Source organism: Streptomyces sp. AC627_RSS907, assembly GCF_019049165.1.
This window is the reverse complement of the sequence record NZ_JAGMUE010000013.1, coordinates 43,453-57,024: the sequence shown is the minus strand read 5'-3', so window position 1 is coordinate 57,024 and position 13,572 is coordinate 43,453. Positions and strand designations below refer to the sequence as shown.

Here is a 13,572-nt window from a genome sequence, read left to right as displayed (position 1 = left end):
CCGCCCTACTCCGGCCGCACCACGAACGCCGACACCCCCCGCATCCGCACGCCCGTCCCCCGCGGCTCCAGGTCTCCCGTCACCGTCACCTCCCACCCGTGGCGCCAGGCGTCCGTGGCCCGGTCGATGTCCTCGGCGCGCAGCTCCACCCGGACGCGCCGCTGCCGCTGGGTGTCCTCCTGCGGGAGGGAACCGAAGATCGTCGCCTCGCGCGGAGTCACGTCCCGGTGGAGCTTGGTCACCACACCGTGCAGAACCGCGCCCTCCTCACGTCCCAGCCGCTCGCGCAGGTCCTGCGCCACGGCCTCCAGCGCCACCGTGTGACGCCGGCTGATCGAGACCGGCGGTGAGGGCTGCTCCATCGGCGTCTCGGACGACCACGCGAAGGAGAGCGAGAAATCGCGGTGCTCCTCACCGGCGATCTTCACCAGGGCCTCGCACAGGTTCGCCGACAGGCCGGCGTCCGCCATGTGCTCGACCTGGGGAACGGAGTCCTCGCCGAGGGTCATCTCCGCCGCCGCGTGGGCGCAGGCCACACCCGCGTACAGCATCCGCGAGACCCTCCGGGCGAAGGGCTCGGTCCGCTGCGCGGCCAGCGCGCTGTGCCGGGACAGCTCGGTCTCGTCGAAGAGGGAACCCTGCCCCCTCCGGTCATGGCCTCCGTAGGGGCCCTCCGGCAGGGGTACGTGGGCGGCCACGACGTAACTGCCGACGCGTGTCTGGTCCAGCCGTACCGCCGCCACATGGTCCTTCACGCGCTGCGGCTTCTGCGCGGGCTGCACGGGCCGGGGACCGAGCGCCGAGGACGCCGCCGCCGTGTGCAACTCCTTCAGCCCGGTCAGCGCCGAAACCAGGTCGAGGAGGGGAGCCGTGCCCGACGGGCCGGGTGGAACGAGGCGGAGGAACTGCCAGTCCACCGGCGGCAACCGCATCTCCCGCAGGATGTCGCCCGCGGGCCTCGCCTCGACCACGGCCAGCGTCTCCAGGATGTCGGCGACCCGGCCGGAGTAGTCGCGACGGCGCCGCACCGGCACCAGGAGCTCGTACGGCGGCCCCGGCTCCTCCCGCGGCTTCCACTCCCACAGCTCGGCACCGGACAGATCCCGTTCCGCGCTCCACCCCTTGGTGCTCAGATACCGTCGTACGACCTCGGGGGCGAGGGTCGCGGCCTCCTCGAACTCCGCGTCGGTGATCACCGTCATGACGCTCCCACCAGCTCCCGGTAGTCCTCGGCGAACAGGTCGTGCAAGGAGTCGACGGTCAGCAGGTTGGCACGCGGGACGTAGACCGTACGCGTACCCGAACCCGATCTGCCGTCCAGGTCGACGGGGTCCTGATCGTGCAGGCACAGCCAGTACGCGGCGTGGCTCAGGCGCAGGCGTTCCTCGGTGGCGTGCGACCACGCGAAAGGGTCTGCGGGGGCCAGGACGAGAAACAGGAAACGGGGCATCTCGTAGTCCGGACCGGCCAGCTGGTTGTAGTTCTTCACCTTGAGCGGGTAACGGATGTGGTCCTCGTGGATGTCCGGGGACGACGTGCACTTGACCTGCGCCTCAATGGCCGGAAATCTGCGGGTCCCCCGTCGGCCCGTGTACCCCAGCTGCCAGTCGACGCCGACCCGGTCACGCTCTTTACGGGTCACGTCGAGGTTGGCCGCCGTGGCCAGCATGCGGATGAACTCCTCGCCGAACGCGCCGCGGTGGCCGTTGTCGCCGAACCCCGACGATCCCTGCGCCCAGCCCGGTGCAGGCTGAGGGCAGCTCGCTGCGACACCCTGGGGACTGAACAGACGTTTCAGAAGCTCGTCCGACGGCTGGTGCGGGATGCCACCGGTTGCACTGTCTGTCATCTGCCCCCGCTCACCCTGAAACCCGTGCGCGCAGCGCGCCCGCGGTCCTTGTGCGCGTGCGTTACCCCATGTGCGACGCACGGTAACGAAGGTCACACCCTTGGCCAACATCCATGATCGAAATCCGGCCGCACGCGGTCCCTCTCGGACCACGTGGAGCAGCGGACCGCTGATGTGGGTGATCGGGTTCCGTATGGAAGCCCGTTCACGATGTCAGTGCGCACGCCTAATCTGACCCCGTGACCCAGCAGCCTCTCGCCAGCCCAGATCCCGAGCCGGCCCCCGCCCCCGGCGGAGCGGTGCTGTCCGCACCCACCGCGCAGCAACTCCGCGACAAACTCGCCGAGCTGGTCGTACACGACCTCCTGGGACCCACCGGAGACGAGCCGGAGGAGCTGCAGGAGGGCAACCCCCTCGATCACTACATCATCGGACGGCTGGCCCCCGGCGGCGTACGGGACGAGGACGGTGCCGACCTGCGGACCGTCGGCAAGGTGGTCGAGCCCGAGACGCTCGAAGAGCCGGGCATGGCACCCGAGCAGGAACCGGAGGCCGGGGACCCCGACCCCTCCGCGCCCTCCATGCCGAGCCTCCACCCGTCCACGCTGGGGCTGACCCTGCGGGTCGAGCGCGAGACGCAGGAACTGAAGGTCGACTGCGCCTGGGCGCGGTACGAGCGCGGGGAATCGGAGATCGAGGGCAACCAGAGGCGGGTGTGGCGTCGGGTGCCCTGCTCGGGCACGGTCACCGTGAAACTGGTGGAGGGGAGACTGACCGCCCAGCCGGTGCACTCCCGGGACTTCCCGCACATCGTGGTGCGCGGCCGGGCCCGTCTGCACGAGGGTTCCTGGCTGGTCTCCCTGTTCCTCGTCAACGGCCAGGAGAACAAGTCGGGTTGCACCCACTGGATGTTCCAGGCGTCGATGACCGTGGCGGGCGCCCCCGGCACGGCTCCCTTCCTGCCACGCCGGACCGTGGAACTGCCCGGCGACGACCACGACGAGCGGCGCTCGCTCGCCATGACCTACCGCTTCCACCCCGAGTTCGCCGTGGGCCACGGCACCGGGGTGCACGCCGAGGCCGACCCGGCCGCCCCCCGGCGGGCCGTGCGCCTGTCCACGACGGCCACACCGTCCTACGAGGTTCCGCACACCGACGTCCCCGACCCCCGCCGTGACCGGCGCGACGAGGACCTGCCGGAACTCAGGGACCTCGTGCTCGACATGAGCGAGCTGAGCCGCCTGGAGGCCGCCCCCCTCCGAGCCGCCCTGCTGCCGCTCGTCGACGGGTACCGCGCCTGGATCGACCGTCAGCGGCAGTCGATCGACGACCCGGCCGTCGGCCTCGACGCCTACCGGGCCGAAGCCCGGGAGAACATGCGGCTCGCCGACGTGGCGGCCGACCGCATCCAGGCGGGCATCGACGTGCTCCGGGACGACCCCGACGCCCTCGACGCCTTCCGGTTCGCCAACCGCGCCATGTGGCACCAGCGCGTGCACACCATCGCCGCGAGCAGCAGGCGCCGTACTCCCACGCTGTCGCTGGAGGAAGCGGTCCAGGCCGCCGACCTGCCGGAGAACCGCAGCTGGCGTCCCTTCCAGCTGGCCTTCCTGCTGCTCAATCTCCCGTCGCTCGCGGACCCCGCCCATCCCGAGCGTGCCGACGACCGCGGTGCGCTGGCCGACCTGCTGTGGTTCCCCACCGGTGGTGGCAAGACGGAGGCCTACCTCGGTCTGACCGCGTTCACCCTCGCCATCCGCCGGCGCAAGCCGCACCTCGGCGGCCTCGACGCCGAGCACGGCGTCGCCGTGATCATGCGGTACACACTGCGTCTGCTCACCATCCAGCAGTTCCAACGGGCCGCCGCGCTGATCTGCGCCTGCGAGGTGATCCGACGCGAGGAGCCCGCCCGCTGGGGGGACAATCCGTTCCGCATCGGGCTGTGGGTGGGCGGCCGGGTCACCCCCAACACCACGGAGCAGGCGGCCGAGTGGGTCAAGGAGCGCAAGAAGGACAAGGGATACAGCAGCTTCGGCCGCATGGGCTCGCCCCATCAGCTCACCAGCTGCCCCTGGTGCGGCGCCAAGATGGAGGCGGGCCGCGACATCACCGTCGAGTCCACCCTGCGCCGGACCCTCATCTCCTGCCCTGACGCCTACGAGTGCCCCTTCGGCGCCGCCGCCTTCGGGCTGCCCGCCGAGGAGCGGGGACTGCCGATCCTCGTCGTCGACGAGGAGATCTACCGGCTGCCACCCAGCCTGGTCATCGCCACCGTCGACAAGTTCGCACAACTGCCCTGGCGAGGCGAGACCCAGGCGCTGTTCGGCCAGGTTTCCCGCCGGTGCACGCGGCACGGGTACGTCACACCGTCCGCCGTCGACGCCGAATGGGAGTCCGCGAGCCACCCCCCGAGCAACGGTCACTCGGCCGCCTCCACGGTCGACGCGACACGCGTGCGCCCGCCGGACCTGATCGTCCAGGACGAGCTGCATCTCATCTCCGGCCCTCTCGGTTCCCTCACCGGGCTGTACGAGACCGCGGTGGACCGGCTCTCCACCTGGGAACCCGAGCCGGGACACACCGTGCGGCCCAAGGTCATCGCCTCCACGGCCACCGTGCGCCGCGCGGACCGGCAGATCCACGACCTCTTCGCCCGCCGGACAGCCGTCTTCCCACCGTCCGGGCTGAACGCCGACGACACGTTCTTCGCGCGACGACGGAACCCCGAGGAGACGCCCGGACGCCGGTACGTGGGCATCTGCGCGCAGGGCGTGCGCACCAAGTCCGTGGCGATCAGGGTGTTCGTCGCCCAGCTCGCCGCCGCCCAGCACCTCTACGAGACGTACGGGCCGAGCGAGCTGACCGACCCGTACATGACGCTCGTCGGATACTTCAACAGCCTGCGCGACCTCGGCGGTATGCGACGGCTCGTCGAGGACGACGTGTCCGCGAGGCTGCTCAGGGCGGACCGCCGCGGGCTCGCCGCCCGCCGCATCGGCGAACCGGCCGAGCTCACCAGCCGGATGGCTTCGGACGCCATCCCGGACATCCTGGAGAAGCTCGACCTCTCCTTCGGCCGACGGCCCAAGGGATCACCCCGGCCCATCGATGTCCTGCTCGCCACCAACATGATCGCCGTCGGCGTGGACGTCGCCCGGCTCGGCGTCATGGTCGTCAACAACCAGCCCAAGTCGACCGCCGAGTACATCCAGGCCACGAGCCGCGTCGGCCGCCGGGCGCCGGGCCTCGTCTTCACCGTTCTCAACTGGGCCAGGCCCCGCGACCTCTCTCACTACGAGACCTTCGAGTCGTTCCACGCCACCATCTACCAGCACGTCGAAGCCCTGTCCGTCACGCCGTTCGCGGACCGGGCCGTGGACCGGGGGCTGACGGGTGTCCTCGCCTCCCTCGTCCGCAACCTCAAGGCCGACTACAACCCCAACCGGGGCGCCCAGTGGGTGGACCGCCGGGGCGAAGTCGTCAGCCACGCCGTGCGTTCCCTGGAGCTGCGCGCCCAGGATGTCCTGGCCGACCAGCACGTCGTCAACGAGGTGCGCACCCGGCTCGACGCCCGCCTCGACTACTGGGAACAGAAGCGCCGCGCGCCCGGTGCCGTTCTCGGTTACCGCGCGGCCAGGCGCCAGGGTGACGTCGCCCCGCTGCTGCTGGAACCGGACAGCGGCCCGTGGCGGCTCATGACCTGTCCGACGTCGCTGCGCGAGGTCGAGCCGCCGATCCGGCTGATCTTCACCGGTGCGGCGGGACCGGAGGCCGATGAGGAACCGCCCTACGTGCCACGCCGACAGGAAGACGACGGCACCCCGGCCGACGCCGACGAAGACCCCTGGGAGAGGACATGAGCAGCCCCACCACCCAAGCCCTCCGCGTGGGCGAACTGCGGCCCAGCCAGCTCCTGCACACCTACGGCATCGGTGCCGTCACCGACCTTCCCAACCTCTCGACCATGGTGATGGGGCTGGACGACTGGGACCCGGTGCGTGCCCGCGTCCTGACCGAGGACCGTCTCCTGGCCGCCGTACGTCGCCGCCTCGGCGGTTCGGTCACCGCCCTGCGCACCCCGCCCCACCTGCCGGAAAATCCCGCCGACCCGTACGGCGACTGGACCAGGACGGGCGTACCGGTCGGCCTGTTCCCCCGGTGGTTGCGCTGCTCACGCGAGCGGTGCAACCAGCTGGCCCCCGCGTCGAGCGGCCTCTTCCAGCTCCGGCCCAACCTGTACCGGCCGGAGAAGACCAAGTACGTCCACACCAACTGCGGTGGCCAGGGCAAGGGCCAGCCGACGGCTCTGCCCGCCCGGTTCCTGGTCGCCTGCAAGGCCGGACACATGGACGACTTTCCCTGGGTCTACTTCGTGCACGGTGGTGGCGCACCGTGTGAGAACCCCACCTTGAGCCTCACCGAGTCGGGCACCACGGGTGAAGCCGCCAACGTCTTCGTGCGGTGCACGTGCGGGGCGGTCCGCTCCATGGCGGACGCCATCGGCCAGGCCGGGGAGCGCAACCTGCCGGCCTGCCGCGGGCACCACCCGCACCTCGGCACCTTCGCCCCGGGTGGTTGCCCGGAGTACGCGCGGACCATGGTGCTGGGTGCCACCAACAGCTGGTTCGCCTCCCAGCTGAAGGTGTTCAGCATCCCGCGCGCCGACGAACCGCTCACCCAGGCGGTCAAGGAGCACTGGAGCCTGCTCTCCCCACTGGCCGCCGTCCCCGCGGACGCCGCGAAGATGCTGCTGCCCACGCAGGCCTGCTGGCCCGAACTGGAGCAGTACGGCGCGGACGCGGTATGGGGGGCCATCACCCGGCAGGCACAAGCCGTCGCGGGTGAACCGGAGGACGAGGACGAGGAGTTCGACCTCATCACCCCCGAGTGGCGGGCCTTCACACACTCCCGCGATCACACGTTGCCGGACTTCACCACGGTGCGGGAGCGGCAGGTGCCCGACGGGACGGCCGACTGGCTGGACAGCGTGGTCCTCGTCCACCGGCTGCGTGAGGTGTCGGCGCTCACCGGTTTCACCCGGATAGAGGCTCCCGAATGGCTGCCCGACGAGGAGGTGCGCACCCTCCCCGGGGCCCCTCTCAGCCGCAGTGACCCAACGTGGGTTCCCTGCGCCGAGCTGCGGGGTGAGGGTGTGTTCCTCGCCCTCAGGGAGCGGCCACTCGCCGAATGGGAACAACGAGAAGCAGTCCGTGCCCGGGAGAAGATGCTCAAGGACGCCCACCGGGACTGGTGCCTGGCCCGCGGCGTGGAGCCGCGCTGGCCGGGAATCAGGTACGTGCTCCTGCACACGCTGGCCCATGTGCTGATCCGCCAGTTCGCCCTGGACTGCGGCTACGGTGCCTCGGGCATAGCGGAACGGATCTATGCCCGCTCCGGCCCCGACCCCATGTCCGGGATCCTGCTCTACACCGCCGCCCCAGACAGCGAGGGAACCCTGGGCGGACTGGTCTCGCTCGGACGCCGTGACCGCCTCGGGCCGGCCATCGCCCAGGCTCTCGAAGAAGCGAAACTGTGCAGCTCCGACCCGATGTGCGCCGAGCATGATCCGCGCATCCATGCCCGGCTGCACGGGGCGGCCTGTCACGCGTGCCTGTTCGCGGCCGAGACGTCCTGCGAGCGGGGCAACCACTACCTGGACCGGGCACTTCTGGTGGAGACACTGGCGGACGACACCTGCGCGTTCAGGCCGTGAGCCGCCCGGGCCCGGTACCCCGCCGGGAAGAGCCGAGCGGACCGTCACAGCGGAAGGCGGGCGTGCCGACAGCGCGGAGCGGCACGTCCGCCCACCGCCTGCCCGCGCTTCTCGCCGCCCTCTGCGACCGCCTGCCCGACGACAGCTGCGCCGCCCTGGAACGCGTCCTCCAAGGGGCCACCGGGCCGGACGACGCCCGGATCGGCCGCTTCATCGCGGAACAGTCCGCCGCCGGCCTGGCGCACCAGCTCATGGACATCACCCGTGCCTGGCGTGCCGAGGCACCCGGTCTGACCGGGGCCGGACTGGCTCTGGCCCTTGCCACGGCCCGGTCACGGCCCCGCACCGAACCGGCCCAGGTCGTGGTCAGCGGACCGCTCAGTGCGTCCGTACCGGCACGGATGACGAGCGGTGTCGCCATGGAGGTGATCCGCTCGGCCACCACATCGCTGCTGATCGCCAGCTTCGCCGCGCACGGCGCTCGCGACATCGTGAGGGAGATAGCGCGAGCGGTCGACCGAGGTGTTTACGTGGACCTCCTGCTCGAAGAATCAACACAGGCAGCGGAGGCCTTTGCCGCGCTGCCCAGCGGTGTGCACGTCTGGCACCGCGTGGGGGCGGCGGGAGTACTGCACGCCAAGCTGATCGCCGCCGACCGGCACACGGCCTTCCTGGGCAGCGCCAACCTGACCGACCGGGCGTTGTCCGACAACATCGAACTCGGTGTGGTACTCCGTGATCCACGGCTCGTCGAAGACCTGATCGACCATTTTCGCTGGCTGCTGACGCCGGAGAACAACATCATGCGGCGTGCGTGACCGGCCTCGACGCCGGACCGGGCAACGGCGAAGGGCCCGCCGGCGGAGTTCGTTCCGCCGGCAGGCCCTTCCCCGCCCTGCCTACTTCGGCTGCGGCTTGCGCACCGTCAGGTGCAGCTCCCGCAGCCGCGCCTCGTCCAGCTCGGTCGGCGCCCCCATCATCAGGTCCTGGGCGTTGCCGTTGAGCGGGAAGGCGATGGTCTCGCGGATGTTGGGCTCGTCGGCCAGCAGCATCACGATGCGGTCGACGCCGGGGGCGATGCCGCCGTGCGGCGGGGCGCCGAAGCGGAAGGCGCGCAGCATGCCGGCGAACTCGCGCTCGACGGTCTCGGCGTCGTAGCCCGCGATCTCGAAGGCCTTGAGCATGATGTCCGGCTCGTGGTTCCGGATCGCGCCCGAGGACAGCTCGACGCCGTTGCAGACGATGTCGTACTGCCAGGCCAGGATGTCCAGCGGGTCCTGGTTCTCCAGGGCCTCCATGCCACCCTGCGGCATCGAGAAGGGGTTGTGGGAGAAGTCGATCTTCCCCGTGTCCTCGTCCTTCTCGTACATCGGGAAGTCGACGATCCAGCAGAACCGGAAGACGTTCTCCTCGAAGTGACCGGCGCGCCGAGCGGCCTCGACCCGGACCGCGCCCATGATCTTCGAGACCTCGTCGAACTCGCCCGCGCCGAAGAAGACCGCGTGGCCGGGGGCCAGCGAGAGGCGCTTGGTCAGCTCCGCGACGTTCTCCTCGGTGAGGAACTTCGCGATCGGACCGGTCAGCGAGCCGTCCTCGCCGACGCGGACCCAGGCCAGGCCCTTGGCGCCCTGCGAGACGGCGTAGTCACCCAGCTGGTCGAAGAACTTGCGGGGCTGGGACGAGACGTCCGGGACGGGCAGCGCGCGCACGTGCTTGCCGGCGAAGGCCTTGAACTCCGAGCCCTCGAAGATGTCGGTGATGTCGACGAGCTCCAGCTTGGCCCGCAGGTCCGGCTTGTCGGAGCCGTACTTCAGCATCGCCTCGCGGAACGGGATGCGCGGGAAGGGCGAGGTCACGTGGCGGCCGTTGCCGAACTCCTCGAACAGCTCGGTCATCAGCTGCTCGATCGGGCGGAAGACGTCCTCCTGCTCGACGAAGCTCATCTCGACGTCGAGCTGGTAGAACTCGCCCGGCGAGCGGTCGGCACGGGCGTCCTCGTCGCGGAAGCAGGGCGCGATCTGGAAGTACCGGTCGAAGCCGGAGATCATCAGCAGCTGCTTGAACTGCTGCGGCGCCTGCGGGAGGGCGTAGAACCGGCCCGCGTGCAGACGGGAGGGCACGACGAAGTCGCGGGCCCCCTCGGGGGAGGTGGCGGTGAGGATGGGCGTCGCCATCTCGTTGAAGCCGAGGGCCACCATCTTGCTGCGGATCGAGGAGATGACCGCCGTGCGCAGCATGATGTTGCGGTGCATGCGCTCGCGGCGCAGGTCCAGGAAGCGGTACTCCAGGCGCCGCTCCTCGTTGACCCCGTCCTCGGTGTTGATGGTGAAGGGCAGCGGCTGGGCGGCGCCGAGCAGCTCGACCTCACCGACCTCGACCTCGACCTCACCGGTGGGCAGGTCGGGGTTGATGTTCTCGGCGCCCCGGGAGACGACCCGGCCGTCGACCCGGACGGTCGACTCCTTGGTCAGCTTGTCCAGCGCCTCGTACGCCTCGGTGCCCGGGCGGGCGACGAGCTGCGTGATGCCGTAGTGGTCGCGCAGATCGATGAAGAGGATGCCGCCCAGGTCGCGCCGATTGTGCAGCCAGCCACTCAGCCGGACGTCGGTGCCGACGTCAGAGGAGCGGAGCTCGCCGCAGGTGTGGGACCTGTACCGATGCATCGTCGTTCATCCAGCCTTCGCGGATCGGGGGGTGTTTCACGTGAAACACCCCCAGCGTACCGGGCACCCACTGCTGCGTTCCTCCCCGTGGACGGCGGGGCGAGGCGGGGACGACCGGTGGCAGCGTGCGATCCCCTCTTCCTACAGTGGAGAAATGCGCACCGATGAGCCCCTGCCGGAGGTGGGGGACGTCCTCGCCGTTCTCGCGACCGGCGTGTGGCGCTGGGACACCGCCGCGGGAGAGGTCGTGGTCGACGCGGAGGCCGCCCGCCTGCTCGGGCTGCCCGCACACCGCACGAACCTGACCGAGGCACGGGTACGGGCCCGGCTGCACCCGGTGGACTGGAACGAGATCACCGGCGTGGTCCGGCTCGCCGCCGCCGAGGGCACGCTCGCCGAGGTACGGGTCCGGGTCATGGACGAGCGGGGCCACGTCGTCCGGGTCGTACGCAGCCGCTCCAGGCCGTCGTTCGACCCGGTACGCAAGACGTACCAGCTCGTCGGCACCCTCCAGGAGGTCACCGACCCGATGCCGGGCACGCCGGCCGGGCGCAGCACGGTCACCGGCGACTGGCGCCGCTCGCGGGAGGCGTTCCTGCTGGACGCGGGCCGGGCACTGGCCGAGGCGCGGTCCACCGAGGAGGTCATGCGGGTCGCGGCCGGGTTGTCGATGCCGGGGTTCTCCCCGGCCGCCCTCGCGGTGTTCGGGGTCTCGGGCGATCGTCTGACGGTCCTCGGCCATCACGGGCAGCCGCAGAACGAGGCGGGCCCGTTCGTGGACATGTCCCTGGACGCGGACTATCCGGCCACCGAGGTGATCCGCACCGGCCGGGCCGTCTATCTCTCCTCCCCCGAGGAGTACCGGTCCCGCTTCCCCTCGACCTGGCCCCTCGCCGAGCGCTTCAATCGCCGTTCCTGGGCTTTCCTGCCGCTGATCGCGGGCGGTCGCACCATGGGCGCCTGGCTCGCGGCCTTCACCCATCCGGTGGCGTTCACGCCGGACGAGCGGTCCGTGCTGACCACCGTGGCGCGGATGCTGGCCCAGGCCCTGTCCCGCGCGGGCGCCGCCGAGACCCAGCGGGAGCTGACCGACGGGCTCCAGCGCTCCATGCTGCCCGTGCTCGGCCCGGAGATCCCCGGCATGGGCGTCGCCGCGCGCTACGTTCCCACCGGCGGCGGCCTGCAGGTGGGCGGTGACTGGTACGACATGATCCCGCTGCCCGGAGGCCGCTTCGCCCTGGTCATCGGCGACGTCCAGGGACACGACGTACGGGCGGCCGGACTGATGGGCCAGGTGCGCATCGCCCTGCGCGCGTACGCGTCGGAGGGCCACCGCCCCGACGCGGTGCTCGCCCGCGCCTCCCACTTCTTCCACGGTCTCAGCCAGTCCGACGACGACCCCGGCGACCTACGCTTCGCGACCTGCTACTACGCCGAGGTCGACCCCGCGACCGGCACCGTGGAGAGTGCCCGCGCCGGGCATCTGGACCCGGTCGTGCGCATGGCGGACGGGACGGCGCTGATCCTCGCCACGGCGGGCGGGCTGCCCCTCGGCATCGACCCGGAGTCCGACTACCCGACCACGCGGTTCGCCCTGGAGCCCGGGGACACCCTGATGCTGTGCACGGACGGCCTGGTCGAGACCGGCGGCCACGACCTGCAGACCGGGTGGCACCGCCTGCGCGTGGTCATGGAGGAGCACGAGGGCGGCCTGGAGGAGCTGGCCGACGCGCTGGTCCAGGCCGTGTACGGGCCGTCCTCGCACCACACCACCGGCCCGCTGGCCGACCGGCGGGAGGACGACATCGCGCTGTTGCTGCTGTGCCGGCAGAGCGAGGAGTGCGGCTGCGGCGAGAGCACGGTGGCCCGGCCCGCGGTGCGCCGCACGATGCTGACGGTCGCACAGACCGAGCCCGCGCGGATCGCCTACGCCCGCTGGCATCTGCGCGACCTGCTGCACGACTGGCCCGACGAGGAGCAGCGGGACGCGGCGGTGCTCCTGCTCTCCGAGATGCTGACGAACGTCCTGGTGCACACCGACACCGACGCCCTGCTGGTCGCCGAGGTCAGCGGGGAGCCGGGCGAGCGACGGATCCGGGTCGAGGTCACCGACAACGGCGACGACCTGCCGCACCGGCGTCGGCCGGGGGAGATGGCGTCCTCCGGACGCGGCCTGATGCTGATCGAGCTGCTGGCGGACGCGTGGGGCGTCGCCCCGCGCGGCGAAGGCAAGAGCATCTGGTTCGAGGTCTACGAGTCCCCCGCCCCGGAGGACGGCCCGGCAGGCGGCCCTGGGAGCGGCTCCGCGGCCGCGTAGCGCCCCTGGAGCTCCTGGACGATCCCGAACGCGGCCGCGGTGAACGGAATGGCGAGCAGCAGTCCCAGGAAGCCCGCCACCGCCGTGCCCGCGGTGAGCGCCAGCAGCACGATCGCCGGATGCATCTGAACGGTCCGGCTCTGGACGATCGGCTGGAGCACGTTCCCCTCCAGCACCTGCACGGCCAGGACCACCCCGAGGACCCACAGCGCGGTGCCGAACCCCCGGTCGGCGAGCGCGACCAGCACGGCCACGCCTCCGGAAATGAAGGCGCCGAGGTAGGGGATGTACGCGCCGACGAAGACGAGCGCGCCGAGCCCGATCGCGCCGGGGACGCGGAGGACGAGCAGCCCGACGGTGATGCAGACCGCGTCGATGAGGGCGATGAGGGTGGTACCCCGCATGAATCCCTCGACGGCCTCGTAGGACCGCCGAGCCATCGCCTCCACCAGGTCGGCCACGCTGCGGGGGACGAGCGCGCGCACCGTGCCGACGGCCCGGTCGGAGTCGCGCAGGAAGAAGTAGACGAGCAGCAGGGCGAGGAAGGCCATGACCAGCATCTGGCCGACCACGCTCACCCCGGTGATCACCCCGGAGGCGGCCGTACCGCCGAACTTGCCCAGCAGTTCGCGCGCGTTGGACGCGATGTCGTCCAGCGAGGTACCGGCCGCCCCGAAGTGCTCGGCGACCCCCTTCGCCGCGTCCCGGAGCGAGGCGATGATCTGGTCGCCGGTGTCGGCGAGCGCGGCGACCACGATGTACACGGCCCCGCCCACCACGGCCACGACGGCCACACAGGTGAGCCCGGCGGCCAGTGACCGGTTCACATGGGCCTTCACCAGGCGCCGGTGCAGCGGTGCGAGCAGCGCGGTGCCGAGCAGGGCGAACAACGCCGGCGTCACCGCGGTGCGCAGCTCGACGCAGAGCCGGATCGCGACATAGACGACACCGCTGGCGAGCAGGATGACGACACACCAGGCGGCGAAGCGGCGGACCGGACCGGGAAGCAGCTGCACGGCCCCAGCCGATC

8 protein-coding genes are annotated in these 13,572 nt (G+C 71.2%); 4 read left to right on the top strand and 4 right to left on the bottom strand.

Annotated elements, in window-relative coordinates:
- Positions 1 to 5: 5 nt before the first annotated feature.
- Complete coding sequence (locus KUM32_RS04390; RefSeq protein WP_217140439.1) at positions 6 to 1,202, bottom strand: hypothetical protein; 1,197 nt, start codon at positions 1,200 to 1,202, stop codon at positions 6 to 8.
- The gene (locus KUM32_RS04385) at positions 1,199 to 1,849 is read right to left on the bottom strand and encodes a DUF4365 domain-containing protein (protein WP_217140438.1); all 651 of its coding nucleotides are present in this window, start codon (positions 1,847 to 1,849) and stop codon (positions 1,199 to 1,201) included. Before KUM32_RS04385 ends, KUM32_RS04390 begins: the two co-directional genes overlap by 4 nt.
- 239 nt (positions 1,850 to 2,088) lie before the next feature.
- Between KUM32_RS04385 and drmA the strand changes: the two genes are divergently transcribed.
- From drmA to drmC, 3 genes are all read left to right on the top strand, one after another.
- Entirely contained in the window at positions 2,089 to 5,709 is a 3,621-nt protein-coding gene (drmA, locus tag KUM32_RS04380) for a DISARM system helicase DrmA (protein WP_217140437.1), read from the top strand.
- Complete coding sequence (drmB, locus tag KUM32_RS04375; RefSeq protein ID WP_217140436.1) at positions 5,706 to 7,562, top strand: DUF1998 domain-containing protein; 1,857 nt, start codon at positions 5,706 to 5,708, stop codon at positions 7,560 to 7,562. The genes drmA and drmB overlap by 4 nt, the downstream gene beginning before the upstream one ends.
- A 62-nt stretch (positions 7,563 to 7,624) precedes the next feature.
- Positions 7,625 to 8,380, top strand: a complete 756-nt coding sequence (drmC, locus tag KUM32_RS04370) for a DISARM system phospholipase D-like protein DrmC (protein ID WP_217140435.1) — start codon at positions 7,625 to 7,627, stop codon at positions 8,378 to 8,380.
- Between the two features lie 81 nt (positions 8,381 to 8,461).
- Here drmC and aspS read toward each other — a convergent pair whose 3' ends face one another.
- Positions 8,462 to 10,225, bottom strand: coding sequence for an aspartate--tRNA ligase (gene aspS, locus KUM32_RS04365; RefSeq protein WP_217140434.1), 1,764 nt, complete (start codon positions 10,223 to 10,225; stop codon positions 8,462 to 8,464).
- A gap of 154 nt (positions 10,226 to 10,379) precedes the next feature.
- Between aspS and KUM32_RS04360 the strand changes: the two genes are divergently transcribed.
- Entirely contained in the window at positions 10,380 to 12,542 is a 2,163-nt protein-coding gene (locus KUM32_RS04360) for a SpoIIE family protein phosphatase (protein ID WP_217140433.1), read from the top strand.
- Here KUM32_RS04360 and KUM32_RS04355 read toward each other — a convergent pair.
- A complete protein-coding gene (locus tag KUM32_RS04355) occupies positions 12,476 to 13,558 on the bottom strand; it encodes an AI-2E family transporter (protein ID WP_217140432.1) in 1,083 nt (360 codons plus the stop codon). The genes KUM32_RS04360 and KUM32_RS04355 overlap by 67 nt on opposite strands.
- Positions 13,559 to 13,572: the final 14 nt, after the last annotated feature.

Bases quoted from the DNA above. Each gene is read 5' to 3' on its own strand.
- KUM32_RS04390 (WP_217140439.1), bottom strand. From the start codon at position 1,202: ATGACGGTGATCACCGACGCGGAGTTCGAGGAGGCCGCGACCCTCGCC.
- KUM32_RS04385 (WP_217140438.1), bottom strand. From the start codon at position 1,849: ATGACAGACAGTGCAACCGGTGGCATCCCGCACCAGCCGTCGGACGAG.
- drmB (WP_217140436.1), top strand. From the start codon at position 5,706: ATGAGCAGCCCCACCACCCAAGCCCTCCGCGTGGGCGAACTGCGGCCC.
- aspS (WP_217140434.1), bottom strand. From the start codon at position 10,225: ATGCATCGGTACAGGTCCCACACCTGCGGCGAGCTCCGCTCCTCTGAC.
- KUM32_RS04360 (WP_217140433.1), top strand. From the start codon at position 10,380: ATGCGCACCGATGAGCCCCTGCCGGAGGTGGGGGACGTCCTCGCCGTT.